At 43.8% G+C, this 20,750-nt stretch carries 28 protein-coding genes and 1 pseudogene; 8 read left to right on the top strand and 21 right to left on the bottom strand.

Annotation, left to right across the window (positions count from 1 at the left end; translation table 11 throughout):
• Positions 1–13: 13 nt before the first annotated feature.
• The 7 genes from C7B70_RS19700 to C7B70_RS19670 form a co-directional block, all read right to left on the bottom strand.
• Positions 14–772 carry an SDR family oxidoreductase gene (locus C7B70_RS19700; RefSeq protein WP_106370700.1) on the bottom strand — a complete coding sequence of 253 codons (759 nt, stop codon included), beginning with the start codon at positions 770–772 and terminating at the stop codon, positions 14–16.
• 77 nt (positions 773–849) lie between these two features.
• Complete coding sequence (locus C7B70_RS19695; protein ID WP_106370699.1) at positions 850–1,782, bottom strand: NADP-dependent oxidoreductase; 933 nt, start codon at positions 1,780–1,782, stop codon at positions 850–852.
• A 197-nt stretch (positions 1,783–1,979) separates the two neighbouring features.
• Complete coding sequence (locus tag C7B70_RS19690; protein ID WP_106370708.1) at positions 1,980–2,717, bottom strand: SDR family oxidoreductase; 738 nt, start codon at positions 2,715–2,717, stop codon at positions 1,980–1,982.
• Positions 2,718–2,773: 56 nt separating this feature from the next.
• Positions 2,774–3,514 carry an SDR family oxidoreductase gene (locus C7B70_RS19685; RefSeq protein WP_106370698.1) on the bottom strand — a complete coding sequence of 247 codons (741 nt, stop codon included), beginning with the start codon at positions 3,512–3,514 and terminating at the stop codon, positions 2,774–2,776.
• Positions 3,515–3,553: 39 nt separating this feature from the next.
• Positions 3,554–4,123: a carboxymuconolactone decarboxylase family protein gene (locus tag C7B70_RS19680; protein ID WP_199192373.1), complete on the bottom strand. Its 570-nt coding sequence runs from the start codon at positions 4,121–4,123 to the stop codon at positions 3,554–3,556.
• A gap of 340 nt (positions 4,124–4,463) precedes the next feature.
• Complete coding sequence (locus C7B70_RS19675; protein WP_106370697.1) at positions 4,464–5,354, bottom strand: NAD(P)H-binding protein; 891 nt, start codon at positions 5,352–5,354, stop codon at positions 4,464–4,466.
• 35 nt (positions 5,355–5,389) lie between these two features.
• On the bottom strand, positions 5,390–6,154 hold the full coding sequence (locus C7B70_RS19670) for an SDR family oxidoreductase (RefSeq protein WP_106370696.1): 765 nt from the start codon (positions 6,152–6,154) through the stop codon (positions 5,390–5,392).
• Between the two features lie 227 nt (positions 6,155–6,381).
• On the opposite strand from C7B70_RS19670, the gene C7B70_RS19665 reads away from it, so the two are divergent.
• Positions 6,382–7,296 (top strand): AraC family transcriptional regulator, encoded by a 915-nt coding sequence (locus C7B70_RS19665; protein ID WP_106370695.1) that lies wholly within the window; start codon positions 6,382–6,384, stop codon positions 7,294–7,296.
• A 438-nt stretch (positions 7,297–7,734) separates the two neighbouring features.
• Here C7B70_RS19665 and C7B70_RS19660 read toward each other — a convergent pair whose 3' ends face one another.
• The 10 genes from C7B70_RS19660 to C7B70_RS19620 all read right to left on the bottom strand — a co-directional run bounded on the left by C7B70_RS19660 (position 7,735) and on the right by C7B70_RS19620 (position 12,788).
• Positions 7,735–7,968 carry a hypothetical protein gene (locus C7B70_RS19660; protein WP_106370694.1) on the bottom strand — a complete coding sequence of 78 codons (234 nt, stop codon included), beginning with the start codon at positions 7,966–7,968 and terminating at the stop codon, positions 7,735–7,737.
• A 98-nt stretch (positions 7,969–8,066) separates the two neighbouring features.
• Positions 8,067–8,912, bottom strand: coding sequence for a DUF5895 domain-containing protein (locus C7B70_RS19655; RefSeq protein WP_106370693.1), 846 nt, complete (start codon positions 8,910–8,912; stop codon positions 8,067–8,069).
• Between the two features lie 68 nt (positions 8,913–8,980).
• The gene (locus tag C7B70_RS19650; protein WP_106370692.1) at positions 8,981–9,289 is read right to left on the bottom strand and encodes a hypothetical protein; all 309 of its coding nucleotides are present in this window, start codon (positions 9,287–9,289) and stop codon (positions 8,981–8,983) included.
• Complete coding sequence (locus C7B70_RS19645) at positions 9,286–9,861, bottom strand: siphovirus Gp157 family protein (RefSeq protein WP_106370691.1); 576 nt, start codon at positions 9,859–9,861, stop codon at positions 9,286–9,288. The genes C7B70_RS19650 and C7B70_RS19645 overlap by 4 nt, the downstream gene beginning before the upstream one ends.
• 57 nt (positions 9,862–9,918) lie before the next feature.
• Entirely contained in the window at positions 9,919–10,125 is a 207-nt protein-coding gene (locus tag C7B70_RS19640) for a hypothetical protein (protein ID WP_146134101.1), read from the bottom strand.
• Complete coding sequence (locus C7B70_RS19635; protein WP_106370689.1) at positions 10,088–11,239, bottom strand: SAM-dependent methyltransferase; 1,152 nt, start codon at positions 11,237–11,239, stop codon at positions 10,088–10,090. The genes C7B70_RS19640 and C7B70_RS19635 overlap by 38 nt, the downstream gene beginning before the upstream one ends.
• A gap of 98 nt (positions 11,240–11,337) precedes the next feature.
• Positions 11,338–11,952: a PriCT-2 domain-containing protein gene (locus C7B70_RS19630; RefSeq protein ID WP_106370688.1), complete on the bottom strand. Its 615-nt coding sequence runs from the start codon at positions 11,950–11,952 to the stop codon at positions 11,338–11,340.
• Complete coding sequence (locus C7B70_RS26490) at positions 11,894–12,067, bottom strand: hypothetical protein (RefSeq protein WP_158260532.1); 174 nt, start codon at positions 12,065–12,067, stop codon at positions 11,894–11,896. Before C7B70_RS26490 ends, C7B70_RS19630 begins: the two co-directional genes overlap by 59 nt.
• A 58-nt stretch (positions 12,068–12,125) precedes the next feature.
• On the bottom strand, positions 12,126–12,251 hold the full coding sequence (locus tag C7B70_RS28445; protein WP_255409355.1) for a hypothetical protein: 126 nt from the start codon (positions 12,249–12,251) through the stop codon (positions 12,126–12,128).
• Positions 12,252–12,527: 276 nt separating this feature from the next.
• A complete protein-coding gene (locus C7B70_RS19620) occupies positions 12,528–12,788 on the bottom strand; it encodes a hypothetical protein (RefSeq protein WP_106370687.1) in 261 nt (86 codons plus the stop codon).
• Between the two features lie 295 nt (positions 12,789–13,083).
• Here C7B70_RS19620 and C7B70_RS19615 point away from each other — a divergent pair, with 295 nt between their 5' ends.
• On the top strand, positions 13,084–14,388 hold the full coding sequence (locus tag C7B70_RS19615; RefSeq protein WP_106370686.1) for a glycosyltransferase: 1,305 nt from the start codon (positions 13,084–13,086) through the stop codon (positions 14,386–14,388).
• A gap of 577 nt (positions 14,389–14,965) precedes the next feature.
• Here C7B70_RS19615 and C7B70_RS19610 read toward each other — a convergent pair.
• From C7B70_RS19610 to C7B70_RS26485, 3 genes are all read right to left on the bottom strand, one after another.
• Complete coding sequence (locus C7B70_RS19610; RefSeq protein WP_106370685.1) at positions 14,966–15,163, bottom strand: hypothetical protein; 198 nt, start codon at positions 15,161–15,163, stop codon at positions 14,966–14,968.
• A 144-nt stretch (positions 15,164–15,307) separates the two neighbouring features.
• Positions 15,308–15,502, bottom strand: coding sequence for a hypothetical protein (locus tag C7B70_RS27930; protein ID WP_233221003.1), 195 nt, complete (start codon positions 15,500–15,502; stop codon positions 15,308–15,310).
• Between the two features lie 76 nt (positions 15,503–15,578).
• Positions 15,579–15,752 (bottom strand): hypothetical protein, encoded by a 174-nt coding sequence (locus tag C7B70_RS26485; RefSeq protein WP_158260531.1) that lies wholly within the window; start codon positions 15,750–15,752, stop codon positions 15,579–15,581.
• Between the two features lie 154 nt (positions 15,753–15,906).
• Here C7B70_RS26485 and C7B70_RS19600 point away from each other — a divergent pair, with 154 nt between their 5' ends.
• From C7B70_RS19600 to C7B70_RS19585, 4 genes are all read left to right on the top strand, one after another.
• Positions 15,907–16,932, top strand: coding sequence for a hypothetical protein (locus tag C7B70_RS19600; protein WP_106370684.1), 1,026 nt, complete (start codon positions 15,907–15,909; stop codon positions 16,930–16,932).
• 45 nt (positions 16,933–16,977) lie between these two features.
• Positions 16,978–17,679: a hypothetical protein gene (locus tag C7B70_RS19595; protein ID WP_199192372.1), complete on the top strand. Its 702-nt coding sequence runs from the start codon at positions 16,978–16,980 to the stop codon at positions 17,677–17,679.
• Positions 17,680–17,833: 154 nt separating this feature from the next.
• Positions 17,834–18,178, top strand: coding sequence for a hypothetical protein (locus tag C7B70_RS19590; RefSeq protein ID WP_106370683.1), 345 nt, complete (start codon positions 17,834–17,836; stop codon positions 18,176–18,178).
• A complete protein-coding gene (locus tag C7B70_RS19585; RefSeq protein WP_199192371.1) occupies positions 18,175–19,179 on the top strand; it encodes a hypothetical protein in 1,005 nt (334 codons plus the stop codon). The genes C7B70_RS19590 and C7B70_RS19585 overlap by 4 nt, the downstream gene beginning before the upstream one ends.
• A gap of 42 nt (positions 19,180–19,221) precedes the next feature.
• Here C7B70_RS19585 and C7B70_RS19580 read toward each other — a convergent pair.
• A pseudogene (locus C7B70_RS19580) lies at positions 19,222–19,596 on the bottom strand (Tn3 family transposase); the annotation flags it as partial.
• Between the two features lie 54 nt (positions 19,597–19,650).
• Between C7B70_RS19580 and C7B70_RS19575 the strand changes: the two are divergent.
• Together C7B70_RS19575 and C7B70_RS19570 are read left to right on the top strand one after the other, a co-directional pair.
• Positions 19,651–20,175: a winged helix-turn-helix domain-containing protein gene (locus tag C7B70_RS19575; RefSeq protein ID WP_106370681.1), complete on the top strand. Its 525-nt coding sequence runs from the start codon at positions 19,651–19,653 to the stop codon at positions 20,173–20,175.
• 25 nt (positions 20,176–20,200) lie between these two features.
• On the top strand, positions 20,201–20,641 hold the full coding sequence (locus C7B70_RS19570) for a transposase (RefSeq protein WP_106370680.1): 441 nt from the start codon (positions 20,201–20,203) through the stop codon (positions 20,639–20,641).
• The last annotated feature ends 109 nt before the right edge of the window (positions 20,642–20,750 follow it).

Raw genomic sequence — 20,750 nt, 5'->3', positions numbered from 1 at the left:
AACCTCTGCTCTTTCAGGTTGCTGTGTATCCGCCATCAATCACGATAGGCTGACCTGTAATATAGCTGGCAGCATCAGAACATAAAAACACAACCGTTGCCGCGATTTCTTCAGCTTGACCCATCCGCCCCATAGCAGACATAGCCGCGACATCATCAGTCGTGATACCCATCCCATCAACAAAGCGATCCATCCCCTCAGTGGCAATCGATCCGGGGTTGACAGCATTAATCCGAATCCCCTGCTTGGCATAGTCAAGGGCAGCAGCTCGCGTCAGCCCCATCACCGCATGTTTGCTGGCAGTATAGGGAGATAACCCTAAAATCCCAAATAAACCACCTACTGATGAATTATTGACAATCACACCGGAGCCTTGGGTCAGCATCTGTTGAATTTCATATTTCATGCTCAAGAACAGCCCCCGCACGTTGATTGCCATCAGTTTGTTAAACTCCTCCACAGATTGTTCGTGCAGGGGGTTGATCGAACCCTGAATCCCAGCGTTGTTAAACGCACAATCGAGTTTGCCGTAAGTGGCAATCGTTTTCTGCACCAAGGCTTGAACATCGGCTTCACTCGATACGTCTGATTGTACAAATAAGCACTCAGCACCCGATTGACGAATCAAATTTGCGGTGTCTTCACCTTCCTTTTCGCGTCTGCCGGAAAACACAACTTTTGCGCCAGATTTGCCGAATGCAAGAGCGGTTGCTTTCCCAATTCCTGAAGTTCCGCCTGTAACCAAGGCAACTTTATTCTCAAGTATCTTCATAGCTGTCTATTTTTAGTTGTTTAGTTGTTTCAAAGAATCATCGCTCAGGCATTAGAAATACATCCGTTGGTTCAAAACTATGTCCCAATTTGCAAAACGATTTTGCCGCGCGTGCGCCCGCTTTGGGAAAGTTGATGTGCCTTTTTCACTTCCGCGAGCGGCAGCACCGTTTCGATGTGTATTTTCAATTTACCTTCTTCAATCAGCCGATTGATTTCGGCTAATTGCCCCGCGTTCGGTTTACAAAAAACAAACGCGGCTTCTACGCCGAATTCTTTTGCTTTTTCTTCAGACGGAGTCTGCGCCGATGTGACCAGAAAGCCGCCCTTTTTCAGAGTTTGAAAAGCCCGCTCCTGGGTGTCGCCGCCGATCGTATCGAAAACAACATCAACGTCTTTGACGACTGCTTCAAACGGTTGCCGCGTGTAATCAACGAATTCATCCGCGCCCAAATCGCGGACGTACTGTTCGTTTTTGCCCGAAGCAGTGCCGACAACAAACGCGCCTTTGGCTTTGGCAAGCTGAACAGCCATCGAGCCTACTCCGCCCGACGCTCCGGTTATCAAGATTCTTTGCCCGCTACTCAGATTCGCTAAATCGAACATCGCTTGCCACGCAGTCAATGCGCCGATTGGAAGCGCCGCCGCCGCTTCAAAATCGAGGCTTTCCGGTTTGGGCGCGATCGCGTTCGCTTTGGCAAGCGCGTATTCGGCGTAAGCACCGGAGAAGCCGCCGGACACGGTCATCCCATAAACCGCATCGCCCTGCTTGAAATTTTCAACCTCAACGCCAACCGCTTCAACGGTTCCGGCGATGTCACCGCCAAGAATGAGCGGAAGTTTGAGTCCGAACATTTCACCCATGCCATCGCGGATTTTCCAGTCCGCCGGATTGACCGCCGCAACGTGAACTTTCACCAAAACTTCATCTGCTTGCGGCTCTGGACGTTCGACATCGGTGTAATTCAAAACGTTCTCATTGCCGTATTCGTTAATCAATATTGCTTTCATTTTTTTTTCCAGTGTTTACAGTGGATAGTCCAACCAATTGATTTATCTATAATTTTTTTACCATCGCATCCGGTTCAACCGATAGCAAGCCAACTCGCCTTTCTGGAGGCGCGATCGCTTTGCCGTCCTTTATTTAGAAATAGCAGAGGTAGGTGTTTCGGTAAGGTTTGCTGTTCGTGGCAGTCGTTGCAAAATCGTTAACTGGATGCAACCTCAACGACATTTTCCGCAAAGCTCTTATAAGCACTACCCATTTGTTTAGCCATCGAATCAGGAAAGACATGAAAATTCCCAGTTTTCAGAGCTTCTATTATCCCCTCTGCCACAAGTACAGGTGGCTCCGCAATCTCCGTCAGCCCTGCCGCATCTCCCATATCTGTAGCAATCGGCCCAGGGTGAACGCTTAGAACAAGCGTGCCTTGCTCGTTCAGTAGTTCTCTTAGTGCCTGGGTAATCGAATAGGCAGCAGCTTTTGAAGCACAGTAAGTGACAAAGTTGGGGGAATTTTTCAGCGAAGCAACAGAATTGATCTGAGCAAAGACACCCCCTCCATTAGTTTTGAGAACTGGGGCAAACGCCTGAGCTATGTAGATCAGTCCATAGACGTTGATGTTCATCTGAAATTTGAGGGAGGCGATCGCATCTTCGTCCAAGAGAGATCCCGCTTGAAAGACTCCCGCATTATTAACCACCACTTGCACATCTTTGGCAATTTGTGCGGCAGCAATAATAGATTGAGGATCGCTTAAATCAACTCTAATCGGCACTACCTGATCGCCGTATTGTTCAACCAATGGGGAAACGCTGTCCAGTTTACGAACAGCCGCATAGACTTTGGCGGCTCCGTGTTTAATAAAGGACTCAACTATCGCTTTGCCGATGCCGCGATTTGCGCCCGTAACTAGAATAATTTTATCTTTGATGTCGTAGTTCACTTTGATTTCTCCTTTTTGAAAAAGCAAATTCTCTTTAGCGATCTGTATGTGATTGCTTAATAAGGACTTGCTGTTGGTCTAACGATAATTTCGCTGATATCCACATCATCAGGTTGGGAAATCGCAAACAAAATTGACCGAGCGATCGCGGTAGCCGGAATACATATTTGTCTAAATTCTTGCATTCCTTTTTTGGCAGTTTCATCGCTAATGCTATTGGCTAACTCTGATTCTGTTGTGCCAGGAGAAATCACCGTCACCCGAATATCGCCGCCGACTTCTTGCCTCAATCCTTCAGAGATCGCGCCAACCGCGAACTTGGTAGCGCAGTAAACCGCCGCAGTTGGATATACAGCGTGTCCGCCAATAGAGGAAAGATTAATAATTTGACCTGATTTTTGGGTTTTCATAATCGGAAGTACCGCCGCGATGCCGTACAAAACACCTTTAATATTGACATCAATCATCCGATCCCATTCCTCAACTTTCAATCGGTCAAGGGTTGATAATGGCATGACTCCAGCATTGTTAATTAACACATCCACGCGACCGAACTTACTTAGAGTAAATTGCGCGATTTCTTCCATTTGACCTCGTTGAGTCACATCGAGAGCAAGATATTCAGCTATTCCGCCGTCGGCGTGAATGTTTTTGACGAGCGCTTCTAGGCGATCGGTGCGCCGCGCTCCTAAAACTACTTTTGCGCCGTTCTTTGCCAGTAACCGGGCTGTGGCTTCACCGATGCCGCTACTCGCACCCGTAATCACTACAACTTTCTGAATGTTATCAGTGGTCATTAAAGTATCTCCAATTTATTTTATGTTTGTGAGGCTAGATTATTTGGTAATGCGGGGACGACTAGATTGAGCGGCGAAGACTTCCCGCAATGCCTGTGCCGCATCAATGGCACGCGGAAACCCAGCCGTTACTGTCGTCAAGTAGACGATTTCTTTAAGTTCGTTCTGGGTCACGCCTAGCCGGAGGGCATAGCCTGCATGAATTTTTAGTTGTGGCAGATTGCCTTGGGCAGCAAAAGCGGCGACAGTGGCAAGCTGACGAGTGCGATCGTCAAGCTCGCTCCGCGACCAAACTTCACCAAGAGAATAATCTACAATTGCATCTGCTAAAAATGGGAAATCTTGACGTAGACCTTCAAGGACTGGCTGCCCAGCCCCGCCTGATAACTTATTGATGATTTGATTGCCTCGCTCGCGGCGGCTTTGGCTTTCTGGGAGAGTTTGTGCAGTGGCGGCAAGAGGTAAGGCGATCGCAATACAGGAGAAAAGCGCGATTGCTTTATTTATTGGTTTTCGCCAGTAAACAGCTTGCACGCGCTGGCAATTAATAGATTCACTGCCGCTATTGACTCTAGTGACGATTGCAACTTTGTTTTCTACGTTTGACATGATTGAGGTTGATTTGATTTAAATAAACTGATCGCCAGAAACTTCAATTCTCTCCCATCAGTTTTCTAGCGAAAGCAATGATGCGATACCTTTGGTAAGCTTCGCTAACGCACTACCGATACAATCAGGAAAGCCGACGTGACCGAGCGCTGTTTACGAGGCAATCTAATTTATTGATTTCTGGATTGTTCCTCACGGTACCACCACGGAAATCGTTTTAGTTGGCGAAGCATCTTCCTATAAAGAATCAACCTGGAGCCGCTATTACTTTTGCTAAACTTAGGTTGCTTCCGGCTTCAGCTTGATGTTCGATGTAAAGTAAATGGTAGTCATGGGAGAATTAAAAAACAGCAGCAAATTCCTTGGCAAAATCCTTCAGCTTAACTTTTCCCATGACTGTTGGTTTATGGCGATAATAATCCTCTGTTAGTAGACCACTATAAAGGCTGGCATACATTTCAACTAAACCAGCAGCAATTTGTGAATTCATACCAGCGCCTTCTAAACCACTTAGCATTTGTTCATTGGTAATAATTCTCCACTTTAGATCGGGGTTTCCGATCGCTGCACCTAAAATACTCGCAGTTTCGTTGCCTGTAAGTTCTTCACTTGCTACATACCGCACTTTTCTACCAACAAACGGTGTAACAAGTTCTTCAGCAATTGCAGCAGCAATATCTATTGGAGAAACCCAAGGGATAATTTTGTCTGCACCATAGTTTGCGGCAATAAATCCCTGATTTTTGATCGTATCTACATAGCCATACAAGTTGTAGTAGAAACTCGTTGGGCGAATATGGGTAATGGCTACATCTGATGATAGTTCATTGAGAATCTTCTCAACATTGTGAGCGCCAAACAGAATTCCTGAACCTTTCTCTAGATGAGCGCCAATGGTACTTAAATTGACTACACGCTTTACGCCTGACTGGTGAATAGCTTGGACATAGTTATTGCCGATTCTACGATAATACGCGATTAGGTCAAGGCTAAGATCGAAATAGTCGTTTGGCGGCACCATACAATACACTGCATCACTGCCTGTAAAAGTGGAGACTAGGAAATCAACGTCTTCCAATGTGCCAATCGCGGCGATCATACCCATTGCTTCAATGTCTTTTTGCTTTTCTGGCTTGCTGCTGATAACCGTCACCCTATGACCTTTTTGCACTAATTCTTGTGCAAGCGGCTTGCTGATGTTTCCTAATGAACCTGTTACTATAAATTTCATAAATTTTGCGTTTGACTAGATAAAGTTAGGTTGAATTAAAGAAACTGACCGCCAGAAACTTCAATTCTCTGAGCGTTCACCCATCTATTTTCTTCAGAGAGTAACGATGCGATCGCGCCACCAATATCATCTGGCATACCCACACGACCCAGAGCCGTTTGCGAAGCAATGAAGCTGTTGATTTCTGGATTGTCACGCACTGCACCACCCCCAAAATCTGTTTCGATTGCGCCTGGTGCGATCGTATTTACTGTAATCTGTCTTTCACCCAATTCCTTCGCTAGGTAGCGGGTTAAGACCTCAATTGCACCCTTCGCACTGGAGTAAGCAGCATAGCCTGGCAGAGTAAAGCGAACAAGACCAGAGGAAAGATTAATAATCCGCCCGCCGTCCTTAATCAAAGGCAGCAATTTCTGAGTCAGGAAGAAAACTCCCTTTACATGAATGTTCATCATGCGATCGAAGTCTTCCTCGGTTGTTTCAGCAAAAGGCGCATACACACCAGTACCCGCATTATTGATTAGAAAATCAAGCTGCTCGGTTTGCCACTTGTTTTGAAGTAATTGCTTGACTTGTGCCGCAAACCCATCCAAGGTTTTCGTGTTAGAAGTGTCTAGTTGCAGAGCAGCGGCTTTACTACCCGTTTGGACGATCGCAGAGACAACACTGTTTGCTTCTGCCTCGCTGCTGAGATATGTGACGATGACATCAACTCCTTTTTTGGCAAGTGCCAAAGCAGTATTTTTGCCCAGTCCTCGGCTCGCTCCTGTAACCAATGCGATCTTCGTGTTGTTTGTCATGGTTATTTTCCTCAATTCTTGAGATTAGCGATTCAATGAATGTGCGCTGAAAACTTTGACCAGTCCAAAGATTTAACATTCATCGGTCTTTGCTTACGGCATAAATTTATCCTAGGCTTGAAAAGCTTTGACATAAATACACAAACCTGGCAAATGATTGCCTAATCCTCTCAAGTCAGAGAATCTTTCTTATAATGAACGCAAAAGCAGCGTTTAGGTGAAACAGGATGGTTGAAACACTGGAGCGCGAGAGAGCGATCGCTAACTGTGGAGAATTAGCGGCATTAGTCGCTCGATATACTTCTATTCAGGGAAACGGTGTCTGTACAACGGCGATCGATTCCTTAGAGTTCATGCGAGAGTGCGAGCCTGCTACCGCCATACCGGGAATTAGCGAACCACTGCTGGCTATTTTAGTTCAGGGTAGAAAAGAAGTTCTGCTAGATGAGGAAATCTATCGGTACAGTGTCGCTCAATATCTAGTTTTATCGGTAGATTTGCCGATAAGTGGATGTGTGATAGAAGCGACGCCCGATCGACCATTTTTAGGCTTTAAGCTGAATTTAGACCCCCTTCAACTCTGTGACATTATTGCTCAAACAGAACTAGATATTGGCAAGAAAGAATCAGTTAGAGGCTTGTTTGTTGGCAATGCAGATTCATCCTTAATCGATTGCGCTATTCGACTCACAAAACTATTAGATACACCGCAAGATATTCCGTTTCTTGCACCGATGATTATCCGTGAAATTTATTATCGCTTGCTTATCGGAGAACAAGGGGAAGCGGTTCGTCAGATTGCTACTGCTGGTAGTAATATGCAGCGCATAGCTGAAGTGATTAAACGACTCAAAGCTGATTTTACCAGTCCTCTGCGGGTTGAAAATCTGGCTCTTGCAGCGAATATGTCTGCTTCGTCATTCCATCGCCACTTTAGGGCAATCACCTCAATGAGTCCACTGCAATATCAAAAACAATTAAGACTCTTGAGCGCGCGTCAGATGATGCTTATTGAAAATGTCGATGCAAGCCAAGCTGCTTATCAGGTTGGGTATGAGAGCGCTTCGCAGTTTAGCCGTGAATATGCTCGGATGTTTGGCGCACCACCTATTAGAGATATTGAGCGGCTGAGAGTAGCCTAAATATAAATACAGACGTAGTATTGGTGTTAGTCTTCAAATACACTACAGACGCTGAACCACCCCTACCTGTAGCAACCCAATATTATAATCGCTCCGACCCGAAATCATCGGGTTTTTGAGACCCAATTCGCGGGTCTTGCACAGTTTTGATACTGTTGGCAAACTTTACAATAGATTCTCAAATCCAGTAAATCCGTTTTCAATTACTTGGTTGAAGCAACGTGTTTTCGTAACTTTAGATTTTAATATTAAGTTCGCCAACAGTATCCACTTGCTACTCTAACGCCAATACGGTTAAAACAACGCTTTATTGCTTATTGTCTTAGGGCATATCAAATTCCTCACAGCCAGCCAAAGAAGAATGACACCAGTTACAAGCATCGCTAGGTAATTAATTGCGTATTTCTCGTAGCGTCAGACTACGAGAGCGGTACTGCTTCAAATTTCCTGATACTTTTCTTGAGCTTTGTTGTAGCCAAATACATAAAAGGGATTTGAGGAACGCTTAATTCCCAGGCTGCCATCATCTATTCCTTTGTAGTAAAAGCACCAGTCAAAACTCTGCCACAGGTTTTGGTCTTGCAGTCTTTCCTTAAGGGCGAGAATTTTCCGCTCAACTGGTTCTTTGTCTTCTACAACGTAGTGGAAGCCTTCATAAAGTTCATCTTTCATCGATAAGGATTTGGTGTAGTTTCCCTTTCCTGCAAGCGTGAGCGATGTATTTTAAGAACAGCCTACTGGGGCGCATCCAGTGGGCTGTTAAAAGATTGCTAGTATGGGATTTCGTCGGTTGTCAATGCAGACACTGCGGTGGTTTCGATGGTTTGGGGTACAAGTTCTCGAACCTGCGGCGGTGCTGGTAATTCCTCGCTATCTGAGGCTTTGAGCAGTTGGTTGGCAAATCCAATTGATGTAGCAGCGATCGCCCATAGTTCCTGACTTTTATTTAGACAGATGAACTTGTCGAAATCCTTGACATCAACTTTTGGACAAGCTACGTTTTCCGGGACTGCTACCCAGGATTTCTTAGCTCCATTAGGCGGTTCCAAGGAGGGCTTAAATGTGGGATTAAACACCGTCAAGCAGTGAAATCTATCGTTCAAACTGCGATACCCAAAATTCATAGCGTTGGCATAAGCGATTTCCATCCGCGTCCTAAACTGTTTGTAGGCTTCGCCAAATCGTGCGGCTGCTACTCCATGAATTGAGAGAATTAGCGGTACTTTATGCAGAGTTTCGTTTTTCTCTCCAACCAAGTACAGCATATAAAAGCTCCGTAAGGTTACAGCGTCGCCGAGTTCGGCATAAAGTTTGCGTCCTTCTGGGGTTTCGTAGTTTCCCACAATTTCTTTTGTCTCCCGCGATTCTAAAAACCGAGGAGAAACGGCTAGGACGTGCATTTTGGGGGATTTGTAGAGGATACCAGGCTCCACAGCGCCGCTAGAAAATGTGTGTTCGTAGTTGGGAGCAATGCCTTCCCAGCCGATAAGTTCTAGGGTTTTGCCTTTAACGAATAACCCCACTGTTGAGGGCGATTTATCATTTAGTATCTGACAAATCGCTCTGGAACTGATAACCCCTGCAAAATCTGGAGACTGGAATTGTGCTAAATCCATAGATAGTCCATAAAATAACATCACCACCTAGGCGCGTTAGCGCACTTCAGTGGTGAGTAGAAGACGATCTAGAAACCGCTCAAGGTAACGGTTGTCAGCATATTATGACCTTTTGACTTGCCGTTGCAGGTATTAGTTAACAGATCGATTTGGCGCTGCAAATCTTCTAACTTCGATTGCTGCAACTTGACTTTCAATTCCCGTAATGCTGTAACCAACATTTCCAGCGCTGGTAGGTTTTCGGGACTAAAGGCAATGCAAAAGGACTCATTTTCTCCATGCAGGTATAGAGAAGCTGTACTCAGGTTTTCATTAATGAGACAACGTAGATAGCTGCTAGGGGTAAGCGTGATGTTCGTGCTTCTTAATACGTTCATTTTTGACTCCGTTTAGATTTGGTGGATAAGTGGCGAAAGCGGACGTGCTTACCTGAAACAATCTGTGCGATCGCACTTACGTCAACTCCTGCTTTGTAGGCTGCGAGAATGTCCTTGGATTTAGCACTGACGGCGATTTCCTGAAACTGCTGTGGTAGTTGCTCCGGTTCAACTAAAAGGACTACCGAGGGAGGATTATTCTGGAAGTCAATGCGACGCTTGACTCCAAAAACTTGTTCGCCCAACAGCCCTATGTTGTGCAGCCGCAAGAGGTAGGCTTTAAGTTGCTTTAGTTGGTTGCGCCGCTTCTCGATCGCCTGGGAATGCAACGCTACGATGCCTTCAAGACGTGCTTCCCAGGTTTCCAGATCGATCTTTAGTTGCTCTGCGACCCAAGAAATCGCATCTACCTTAGCTTCGGTGGCATTTTGGATATCTAGCTGCCTTTCTAGCAACTCGGTCAAATCAACATCCCCATTACAGTTGTCAATTTCATCCCAAAGCTCGGCGGCTTGAGTTGACAACTGGGCAAGGCTGGCACGGTTAATATTGATGTCTGCGGTGGTTGTCATTATTTTTCAATGAAATGGATGGATTTGTTCGCCCACTAGGGAATGGGCAAGTCAATGTCAAAAGATGTCTGCATATAGAAAGCGATCGTGGTAATATTCGCGCTCTGCTTCCCAATATGCTTCGGCTTCGGCGAGGCTTAAGGATTCGGGGGAGTTAGGGTCAGCAATTTTTGCTTGCCACGCCGAATTCAACTGGTCGTACCAGGCATTTAAGTCAGTTTCCTGTTCAAAAGTGAAGGGAGTGTCCATGTCGGTTTTCCTCATACATCACTCCTCTGACTGCGCGTGAGCGCATTAACAACGGTTTATCAATTACAAGCATTCGTGTTTCAACGTTGGTACGGCGCTCGCTTTTTAAGAACGAACCAGAGGGGTTTTCTAACTCCATTGCTCCCAACAGCTTCAGCCAAGACCGGAAACGCTGGTATTTTTGACTTGAGTAATTGATGTAGGAGCAGCTAACAATGCTTATCAGCCGTCCCCTAGGATTTAGCCATTCAAAGGTCCGTTCGACATGGTAAGAATCCATACCTTTTCCGAATGGAGGATTCATCAACACTCGGTCATAAATGGGTTTTGGGGTAGTTGCCATAAAATCGTCATCAATTAGCTTAAATCCCTGACGGACGAGGATTTCTCTTAAGGTTGGCGATAGCTCAAAACAGTCTGGCTGAATGCCTGCTTCAGTAATGCGTTCTGCAATCGAACCAGAACCAGCAGAAGGTTCTAACACTTGCATCCCCGGCTGGAGTTGGGCAAAGTGCATCATCCGATCTAACAAGTGCTTTGGAGTGGGAAAATAGTCAGGGATGCCCTGCCACACTGCTTCGCGTTTGAGTTTAGCTATTTCCAATGCTTCAAATTCTTGGACAGTGCGACAGTGACCAGCGCCTAATTCTTTAAGAAATGCGATCGCTTTGATGCACTCTTTGGGAGTACGGATGCCAGCTAATGACAGCTTTTTTACCCAATCTCGATACCAGCCATCTACAGAGCAGAACGCTTGAAAAATGTCTTTTTCTCCCCAACTATCCTTACTCATGGCAGCAAGAACTTCTAGCTGGCTTTTGGTGCTGATTTTTGCCAACACAGAAGGGCAATCTCCCCGCTCGGCGCGATCGGCAAGGGCATACAGCCAAAACTGAATTTGCTCCAGTCTCAAAGCTTCGCAGATATGAGAGTCGGCAATCCGGGCGCGGCGGCGACTAGAAGAGAGAGAGGCGATAGGAGGGTTTTTCTTGGTGGCGATCGCATCGCTCATGCCATCAGCCAGCGATCGCAGCTTTTGGGCTTGGCGCGGATTGGGAAATAGCAGGGGTTTAATGTCTTGAGAGCAGTGTTCTAGGGGAAGCAAGTCCCAAAGTTCGAGTTGTTGCATCTGATGAATGAAAATTATGTAATCCCCCTATAGATGCCGTGAGGCAGCAGCCCAAAAATCTTAGGCAACAAACGACTACTAAAATCCAAGACTGCTTGTTAGATTAAAGAGTTAGAATCCAACTGCGCCAAATAGTACAGAGTACCGAGAGTGATGCGGGTAGGGTTGAAAGTTTGCCACTTGACTTCGCATTCTCCGCTTTGGTATTTGGGTGACTGACGGCTCCAGGAGTCCCACTCATGCAAAAGCGCGTTGGAATACGATCGCAGTGCCATTCCCACTTTGATCCACTCATGATAATCGTCCGCACGGTGGGAGTGGAGTCGAGCTAATAGGCTAGTAATGGTTGAATCTGTGACTCTTGGTGTTTTAGGATAATGTACTTGACGTACAGATTGCTTGAGTTGATTTTTAGTTGGGGTTTTAGCAATCATTAGCTGTACTAACCAATTGGGAGCAAGGGCAATCTTTACCTCGTTGGGACTGCAACCAGGCAGCCAGCGATAAGGTTTGCGCGTACTGGGATGAATAGATGGTGGCAGCACCGACATCAATCCTGCAAATCGCAGTTCTAGTCCGCCCTCCAGCTTGCGCGATCGCACTTGTTGAGCAACGGACGCACTAACTTTGAACAGCCACTGGCAGCGTCCTGGTCTACCAGAAGTAAACGCGATCGTCAAAGGCAGTTTGCCCCGTGCCAGTTTTGAAAGCATTGCTGCCGCCGCTGGGTTGCTTGCCCATTACGGGGACTAAACTCCAGTCGGCGGGAAGCAATTCTAGTTCCTTTTTTGTAAATTGGATGAGGTGAGAGGCGGCTAAATTGTTCATTTGTTTCTCTTTGATACTTATGGTTCATTCCCAAGAAGGCGTGAGCCAACGACAAAAGTTAGAGCCTATTATTTACTACAAATAGGGCAGAAGCGGCGGCTGTTTTTCCAATTGGCGTTCTCAAGGCGCGATCGCCCTTCCAAACTTCGGCAACTCTGAACGTGATGCCCTCCTCTACAGCCACTTGGGTGAGCCTTGCGCCCTTCTTCTGACGGCGCTGTCGGATACGCTTATCTAGGTCGCAAGCAAAGCCTAAATAATACTAGGTGGGGTGAGATGGATTGATGCGTCGATTGAAGTGCAGCAAATAAACGTTCATGGCAAGCGAGAATACGCACGTCATCACTTGCCATAACGCCGTTAGGCAGCCATACCAATTAACACAGCCAAAACGCTCTTGGCTGTGCGCTGAAAATCTGTCAGGTTAACACCCATACAAACACTAATTTTTGGTTTCTTTTTAATCACCCTGTAAGTTGAATAGTTCGTCTTCGGCTACCAAATCTTCCTCAACCAGTTCTTCGCAGTAGCCTTGAGGAAAATCTAGAACAACCGTGTAATTCCAAATACTTGCAGAATAATCATCGAGCCGCAGACCAGTAATTCTGCCCCTTGCCCATTCTTGGGGCTTGCTATTACTTTTTAGGGCGACGCGCTCTCGAAAGGTATATTTTGGTGATGCGGCTTTAGGATAAGTGAATGTGATGGTGAGGGTATTCAAGGGAGTAGTTAAATAAACTTCGCACGCTTTATGGCGTAAGCCACTATTATAAAAACAACCGCCTCTAAACTAGATTACGCCATCAAAAAGCTAGATATAGCTTTTTGCTTTGAATCAGAGGGTGCAATTATCCTTAAATCAACTACAAAACCGCGCATTTCAAGCAGAGAAGCCCATTTCTCAACAAGAGTAACATTATATGTCTATGGCTTATTCTTGATTTGGGATATACCCTATTTAAAATAAACTTTGTCTTTAACTACCTAAAAACCTTAATTAACATTCTTAAAATAATATGGCTTGTTTTCTTATAGCGACAATTCCAGTAGTTGGTCATGTTTTCCCTGCTTTACCAATTGCACGTAGATTAGTAGAAAGAGGGCATAAAGTTTATTGGTATACAGGAAAAGCTTTTCAGTCTACCATTGAGAAAACTAGCGCTCAGTATATTCCTATTATAGAAGGGCTAGATTTTTCTAATCCCAGCAATGTTCCTAATCATCTTATAGAAGAAAGAAAAAAATTAAGTAAATTAGCGCAGTTTAAATTTGATATTAAGCATTTTTTTATTGACTCTGCTATTTCCCAAGTAGAAGATTTGACAAAGCTCCTAAAAGAAATCTCTGTAGATATTGTTTTGTCTGATTTCTGTTTTCTAGGCTCTGCTTGGATTTATGAAAAAGGCGGGCCTCCTTGGGTAAGTTTTGGAACTAGCGCTTTACCTTTTAATAGTAAAGATACCGCTCCCTATGGGTTAGGATTAAAACCAACTTCTTCTTTACCGGGACGTTGGCGTAATAGTTTTTTAAACTGGACTTTTGACCAAGTATTGCTTGCAGATATAAGTACATATATAGCTACAGCAAAAAGCAAAATTGGCTTACCAAAATCTCATAAAAGTTTTTTCGACTCCTGTTTGTCACCTTTTTTGTATTTACAGGGAACAGTCCCAGCCTTCGAGTATCCTCGTCAAGATATGCCCTCTCAAATTCAATTTGTTGGTCCATTTTTACCCGAACCACCTGATTCATTCGTACCTCCTACATGGTGGCAGGAATTAGAGCAGAATAAGCCTGTTATCCATGTTACCCAAGGTACAGTAGCAACGGATATTAAAGAATTAATCCTGCCGACTCTTGAAGCTCTTGCAGGCGAAGACTTATTAGTTGTAGTAACAATGGGTAAGGAATCAACAGAAGATATTGAATTTATTAGAAAGAACTTTCAAAATGCTAGAGTTGAGAATTTTATTCCGCATTTTTATCTTTTACCTCACACTGACATTATGATTACAAACGGTGGTTATAATGGCGTACATATAGCTTTAGCAAATGGAGTACCACTAATAGCGGCGGGGCAAAGTGAAGATAAGCCAGAAATTTGCAGTCGCATTGAATGGGCAGGGGTAGGAATTAATCTCAAAACGAGTAAACCTCAACCAAAGCAAATAAAAGCTGCAGTGAATCAAATTTTAAAATCACCTGTTTATAAACAGAAAGCTCAATTGATGAAAGCAGAGATAATGCAATACGACTCAGCCCAGAAATCTGTTGATTTACTGGAACAATTGTTAATTAACAAACAACTAATATTAAAATAAATTGTTTAAAATCTTCAAAACTAAATTTTTGCTACCGAATATGACCTAAAAAATAGCTTTATTTAGAGTGTGGTAATAGTATGTATAAATGCGATTTTTTATGAAAAGTGTAAACTAAAATTATTACAATTTTGCAACTAAATTTAGGGTCTTACACAATACTTTTGAGTAATATCATTACGCCTTAGAGAAGATGAAAATTGCATTTTAGACATGAAATAAGATACTTTTGCAGGCGTGACTCAAAAAGTAGATTTTTTGAGCCTGATTGGAAAAAAGCTTTGCCAACAGAAGTTTAAAGATAATAATAATACCTCATCTCATTTTTGCTATTTTCTCGAATCTAGAGTTTATACAAAAAGGCTCTATAACTAACAAAGCTGTGATGCGATCGCCCAACAATAAAAGCTGGGTGCGCTCGCTTTTTGGTTGTCTAGAATGTTAAATTGCGCGTCTCCAATCCAAAAAAGAGGAGCAACGCTTACATAGGTAGTAATTGGAGTGAAAGGGCGATCGCCAGACAGTTATAACTGCTTTGTCGTATCAAAAATGAACTATCTAAAAATGGTTATTACTGTTACAAAGCTTGGAGATTAGAAACATTTAAAGTCTTTGCTAGTTCCTGACGAAGGGATTCTAAAAACAGAGCATCATTTGTGATATCTGAGGCTTCATCCTCATCCAAAGCGTTTGCTTTAAGTCGCTCTTGGTATGCTTCAAGCCGATAATCAAGGGCTTCAATGATGAAGCGGATTGCTTTAGGAGATAGATTCATAATCAGTTTTGTTAATTTACTTTGTAAAAAGCCTCACCCAGCAGCCGAAGTGCAGCCTTATATTCTTCCATCGGCATTGTATAACGTGGCTCCCATGACCAGTGATTTCCATAATCATTGACTAATTCTAGCTCTTTTGGAATATCAGTATCTTGGCTCTTGTTTCCACCAATTTTTCCCTAATCCCTGAGTCCCAAAAGTGGAAATGCCGCCGGAATTAGCTATAACCCAAACCTTACCATTCTCCTCATAGCTCTCAACATCTTGAGAGCGAACATTATCCATTCTGGAGGAGTTAGCATTACCCATTCGGTACAGAGCAATTGGAGTTTTTCTCATCCTTTAAAGTACCAATTCGGCAAATCAGAACAGTTTAGCGCCTTTAGAGGGAGGAGCAAGAGATTATTGGCAAATTCTAATTAAGCCGATTGATTGGTGCGCCTTTCAGAAATTGGCAAAGTCTGCCACACTTCATCACTGAACGCCGCAGCGAGTTCCGGCCTCTAATTGCTGAAACGCGATCGCTCTTAGCTAAAGCATATATTTTTACCGTCCAAAAACTTGTAGGATACCCTTTGCCCAGTACCACCAACAAGTACAGCCAATGCCCCTATTACGCGCTGTCACTATAGTGGTATCAATTCTCACGTCCAAAGCGATAAGCTATCCTCCCTCTTTAGTCAGAATGCAAGGGCAAGGTTTTTACAGACCATATATTTAATCACTTTTCTGAAGTCAACTTCATGACTGGAGCAATTAATAGCTTTCTCATTACTGATCCCCAAGACTTGCAATACATTTCTGATGTAGTCAATCAAGTATTGGATTCCCCGCACGAATTAGGTTCAATTAAGGATGTACAAACAGCTTTAAAACAACTTAGCTTGGAGCGGGGTCGAGAAATTCAAATAAACCTAGTTAGCGCCCAAAATCTCCTTTATGGATTCAATTTCAGTTTTAAAAATGACCCTAGCAAAACTACACCTACTATTGCTTTCAAACAACAGCTTGATTTGTCAGAAATTAGCAGTAGTAAAATTGTGCAGCATTTGCCGCTAACTAAAAGTATTGAAGTAGCAACAAAAACGGAGGGTAATCTTTCAAAGACTTCGCCTAAAGGAGAATTGACTATTTCTCCTACATTACAGGTAGAAAGTTTATATATCCCCAGTGAAGATAATGCCGAAATTTCGGAATTATCTAACTTTTCTCCGCCTGGATTAGGAAAAATCAACCCCAGCTTGGCATTTTTCGCAGACAAGCTTGTCTCTCGCCAGGAAATTGACGGATTGGTGTTAACTGGCGCAACTCTCAAAGCCGCAACGACGCTGGCGAAATTTTTAGAAACAGAGGATAAACCAGATCCACAATCTGCTGGTAATGCTGTAATTAAACGCTTTCAACAATTGCTACCCGAACAGTTTGACCAACTAAAAGCGGGTAGTTCTCCTCAACCCTTCAACTGGAAAGATCCGCACTCTGGTAAGCAGTATCGCTTTGATTTTGAAGCGAATCAATCCTTAGAAAGTGATCTTTTAAGCCCAGTTTTAAAAGGATTTGAGCAAGTTTCTGGATCTAGTGATGCTCTCCATTGCGTATTTTCCGCGCATCTAATTGATGCTAAACGTGATCGCTGGAATATCGAGCAGTGTGAGTTTAATTTGACTCAACTTCGCTCTTTAACCGCCGCAGATCGTCCTAATCGCTCTCATCCATCTTTGGAAAAGTCTCTCACTTTATCAAACAAAGGCTTTGCGGCGGAACGGTGATGAGATTTTATCTACCATCAACATTTTGATAACTAAGTAATTACCATGCGCGACTACTATAATAGACTTCGCCACTACGATGAAGCAGATGAATATCAAACATCTTCTCGCCCCACAAGTGGCTCTACCAATACCTTAATGGCATTATGGACGCGAGTGCGCGATGGCGCAGAGCGCCCGCTTCGCGATCGCATCACCCACCGTAAGCATCGCTGTGGATGCGATGCTACTGCAATTGTTCTTCTAGGATTGGGATTGATTTACCTAGCAGTTAGAGAACCGCTTTTAGTCACTATCGTTTTAACCGCCGCTCTATTTTTCTACTGCCTCAACAGAATAACTCATGCCGTCCCCTACTTGAATCGGTGGATAGGTGTCAAGATTCGCTTTTGGCACGTTGCTGGGGCGATTATGGCACTCGCTGCTACTTTATCGCTATTTGAAATGCCCGCCCAGGCTATTTTCTTGAGTGGTTTGGAGCAGTTTCTCACTAATATCGCGCAACAAAGTTCTACAAGCGGTGCTGAGGGCGTAGATCCCGATGCCATCAACCTCGTATTTAATGCTATTCGCGCCGTTTTTCTGCTTTTGGTGGGCGTGGCTGCATTATTTGCTTACAACCAGGCGCAGCAGGGTAATGACTGGCGACCAATCGCTACTCAAGCAGGTTTAGCAATTGGCATCATTCTTGTAATTGATGTAATTACCTTCCTTTTTGTGGGCGACGGTACGGGGAACACGATTTAGCAATAGAAATCTTGCACGAATCGATTTTGGAAAGGCAAAAATTAATTCTTCCAACTTAATTTTTAGCATTCAGGCAAAAAGTCTAATCTTTTCGCTCAAGATAAATTGAATTGGTTTTTCCCAAATCTTACAAAGTAAAAGCACAATTTTTGTAATGTTATACCCAGATAAAGAGCCAGTAAGAGTAAACAAAATTCTAGGGAAACAAGCAAGTTTTGGTTTTATTCCTGCTAGCCAACTTATACCCTGGTTTGCCATTATCATCATTTCTTACTTTATCTTCGATGGAGTATTGGGCTGGGGAATTCCTAAAGTTGCGGTTATTAGTTTTTGGCTAATAATTAGCTGGTGGTTGCTAACAGGAAAAGACCCGGACAATTACATCAATCGCTTTCGCAAACCAAAGGGGTGCAATTGGGCAAGTGGTGGGGCAATTTATGTATCTCCTTTACTGTCAAAAACGGCTAGGAGGCAATTAAAAAGAGGTAAGAACTCGTGAAAGGTAAAATTCCACCGATTAATATTGAATTGCAACCCCAGGGTAAAGTTACTTACTTTCCTTTTGAGAATGAACTTGACCTTTGCTGTATGGCTCGTATCGAGCGCGACAACCGCAGTATCGGTGCATTCATCTTGAATAAAGGCGACATTTCCGATGAAACTAAGTTTCAGGTAATTTTTGCTTTTCACCTCAAAGGTATTCACGACCAACTTTACAGCGAAGAAGTATTAGCAATGTCTGCGGGGATTTCTGAGGCGATGAAATTTCTTATAAGTGGTGAAAGATGTACGTTTCTTTTAGGTTGTTACTCTGACGACTCAGACAGACAACAGTATCTAAACTCCCTTGCGGAATCTTGCCCCTTAAAACTGCCTGCGATTTTGATGCGGAACGAACAAGCCAGAGTGCAGGAATTAACCAGTAAGGGGACAAGATCGATTTGGCAGCAAATGGTCTTTTGTACCTGGACTGGATCGGAAGAAGGCGATCGCCAAACTGACCCATTATCCAAACTTATTTACAGCATGGGAAAAGCAGGTCGCTTCTTTTTAGATGGAGTAACCGGGCGTTTATCCCAGCGCCAGGAGCAAGTTCTTAGCCAAGTATTGATGAAGGCGTACACCGAGGGTTTTCTTCAGTGGGAAATGCTGTTTAACACCAAAGCCGGACTGCAAATCAGCCCTTTTAGAGATACCGAACTTTGGCAGTGGCTATGGGGAAGATTCAACAAAACCGCCGCCCCTGTTATTCCTCAGTTATTAGTCTTAAAAGAAGACAAAAACGATAGCGGGGTTCAACTAACTGAAATTCAAAACTCGCAAAAACACGCCACCACCGTTCTGATTGAAGGAGAGCGCGGTCGCAGTTCCTGTCCTGAACACCGCCAATCTCCTAAACGTATCTACGTTAAAGATAAAGTCTGCGGTGTCCTAACAATGGCAGATACGGGTAGCCGCCGAGATACATGCAAAATGGGACACGTTGTAAAGTTTTGTTAAGAAAGCTAAAGAAAACTCAGTTCTAAAGAGCGTTACAGCGATTCAAACAAGAATTAAATTTGCGGCATCTTCCAAGGACTTGGGTACAATCTCCATATCAATCAGGTAATCGCCAAACCGCTTAACATGAGCAGTAATGTAGGGACTGATAAGCGCCACATCCTCACGATTTACCAAATAACCCTTTTTCTGTAAATCCCGCAAAATATCAGTCAAATCAACAACATTTTGAAAGATAACAGCATTTGCGATTAAATCCTTATATTTAATCGCTTTCTCTTGTTCAATCGGGTCATTCTTGGCAATAACCCCGAAGCCTCCAAAGAAAAACCACTTGGAGAATTTATGGTAAGCCTCAACAATATTCGTAACCGCAGTAATTTCTTTTCTTAACTGCATATCCGATATATATAGCAATCCTGAATCATTTATGAAAAAAAGAGGAGATAAGGATATAGTTAAACAAAGCAGTTGTTCAAGCACCGTCAATGGGAAATAAAAGCTCTGAGGGATTTCATCGACAACAATCCCGATCCCAGAGAACTAAAACGGGCGTTGGCAGTTCAAATGGTGTTCCAGAAGTATTCCTACTTTGAGATTAAAGATGTGTTGCAGGTATCTGTAGGATTCATTAGTAAGTATAAGCAACTGTTTAAGGAGCAAGGTATTGCCGGGCTTACCCTGAAGCATCAAGGCTCTACGGGTTATCTTGATGGGAGCGCACACCTGGCTGTAATGAAGTGGCTACATCAGAAGAACTATTGGAATTTATTGGAACTTAAGCAGCACGTCTTGGATACTTATAATGTAGTGTTTGCATCGAAGCAGAGCTATTACGACTTGTTTAAAACCGCAGGCATCAGTTGGAAGAAAACGCGAAGCTCTCCGGAGGGAAGCTTCCCTCCGGAAGACTTCGCACAGAAACGCAACCCTAAACGCAACCCAGAATTGGTAGAAAAAAAAACCGGAAATTACACAATGGTTAAATGCTCATGAGTCTGAAATTGTATCGGGTGAGCTAATGGTTTTCTTCCTAGATGAATGTCATTTATTATGGGGAGATATCTGCGGATATGTATGGGGTAACAGACAAGAGCGCATTGAAGTTCCAGTTATCAATGAACGGCAAAAACAGACCTACTACGGCGCACTCAACCTCTACACCCAAAAGTTTTTAATCAAAGCATATGACAAGGGCAATTCCCAGTCTACTATTGGTTTTCTGGAATATCTGCGCTCCCACTGCCCCCAAAGCCGTATCGCCCTAATATGGGATGGAGCAAGCTATCACCGCTCTCAAGAAGTCAAAACTTATGCGCGAATCGGTCAATCAACAGTTGGAGCCGTTGGCTTGGAAGATCACTTGTATTCGCTTTGCTCCAAATGCTCCAGAGCAAAATCCTGCGGAAGATGTTTGGTTACAGGCAAAGAGGTTCATTCGCGAGTTCTACCATCTATGTAAATCTTTCTTTGCAGTGAAACGCTTGTTTGAGCTAAGCTGATAGACATTTAACTTGTAAGAACTTTATTTCCTTTATTACGGAGCTTTCTATTCCAATTAATTACTAAGT

The organism is Chlorogloea sp. CCALA 695 (genome assembly GCF_003003885.1).
GTDB lineage: Bacteria > Cyanobacteriota > Cyanobacteriia > Cyanobacteriales > Chroococcidiopsidaceae > Aliterella.
Note: the sequence above shows the minus strand (reverse complement) of the source record. Positions and strands in the feature narration are given on the sequence as shown.

Coding starts and splice junctions, on each gene's coding strand:
- C7B70_RS19700 (WP_106370700.1), bottom strand. CDS start 772: ATGAAGATACTTGAGAATAAAGTTGCCTTGGTTACAGGCGGAACTTCA.
- C7B70_RS19695 (WP_106370699.1), bottom strand. CDS start 1,782: ATGAAAGCAATATTGATTAACGAATACGGCAATGAGAACGTTTTGAAT.
- C7B70_RS19685 (WP_106370698.1), bottom strand. CDS start 3,514: ATGACCACTGATAACATTCAGAAAGTTGTAGTGATTACGGGTGCGAGT.
- C7B70_RS19680 (WP_199192373.1), bottom strand. CDS start 4,123: ATGTCAAACGTAGAAAACAAAGTTGCAATCGTCACTAGAGTCAATAGC.
- C7B70_RS19675 (WP_106370697.1), bottom strand. CDS start 5,354: ATGAAATTTATAGTAACAGGTTCATTAGGAAACATCAGCAAGCCGCTT.
- C7B70_RS19670 (WP_106370696.1), bottom strand. CDS start 6,154: ATGACAAACAACACGAAGATCGCATTGGTTACAGGAGCGAGCCGAGGA.
- C7B70_RS19665 (WP_106370695.1), top strand. CDS start 6,382: ATGGTTGAAACACTGGAGCGCGAGAGAGCGATCGCTAACTGTGGAGAA.
- C7B70_RS19660 (WP_106370694.1), bottom strand. CDS start 7,968: ATGAAAGATGAACTTTATGAAGGCTTCCACTACGTTGTAGAAGACAAA.
- C7B70_RS19655 (WP_106370693.1), bottom strand. CDS start 8,912: ATGGATTTAGCACAATTCCAGTCTCCAGATTTTGCAGGGGTTATCAGT.
- C7B70_RS19650 (WP_106370692.1), bottom strand. CDS start 9,289: ATGAACGTATTAAGAAGCACGAACATCACGCTTACCCCTAGCAGCTAT.
- C7B70_RS19645 (WP_106370691.1), bottom strand. CDS start 9,861: ATGACAACCACCGCAGACATCAATATTAACCGTGCCAGCCTTGCCCAG.
- C7B70_RS19640 (WP_146134101.1), bottom strand. CDS start 10,125: ATGAGGAAAACCGACATGGACACTCCCTTCACTTTTGAACAGGAAACT.
- C7B70_RS19635 (WP_106370689.1), bottom strand. CDS start 11,239: ATGCAACAACTCGAACTTTGGGACTTGCTTCCCCTAGAACACTGCTCT.
- C7B70_RS19630 (WP_106370688.1), bottom strand. CDS start 11,952: ATGCTTTCAAAACTGGCACGGGGCAAACTGCCTTTGACGATCGCGTTT.
- C7B70_RS26490 (WP_158260532.1), bottom strand. CDS start 12,067: ATGAACAATTTAGCCGCCTCTCACCTCATCCAATTTACAAAAAAGGAA.
- C7B70_RS19615 (WP_106370686.1), top strand. CDS start 13,084: ATGGCTTGTTTTCTTATAGCGACAATTCCAGTAGTTGGTCATGTTTTC.
- C7B70_RS19610 (WP_106370685.1), bottom strand. CDS start 15,163: ATGAATCTATCTCCTAAAGCAATCCGCTTCATCATTGAAGCCCTTGAT.
- C7B70_RS27930 (WP_233221003.1), bottom strand. CDS start 15,502: ATGAGAAAAACTCCAATTGCTCTGTACCGAATGGGTAATGCTAACTCC.
- C7B70_RS19600 (WP_106370684.1), top strand. CDS start 15,907: ATGACTGGAGCAATTAATAGCTTTCTCATTACTGATCCCCAAGACTTG.
- C7B70_RS19595 (WP_199192372.1), top strand. CDS start 16,978: ATGCGCGACTACTATAATAGACTTCGCCACTACGATGAAGCAGATGAA.
- C7B70_RS19590 (WP_106370683.1), top strand. CDS start 17,834: ATGTTATACCCAGATAAAGAGCCAGTAAGAGTAAACAAAATTCTAGGG.
- C7B70_RS19570 (WP_106370680.1), top strand. CDS start 20,201: ATGGTTTTCTTCCTAGATGAATGTCATTTATTATGGGGAGATATCTGC.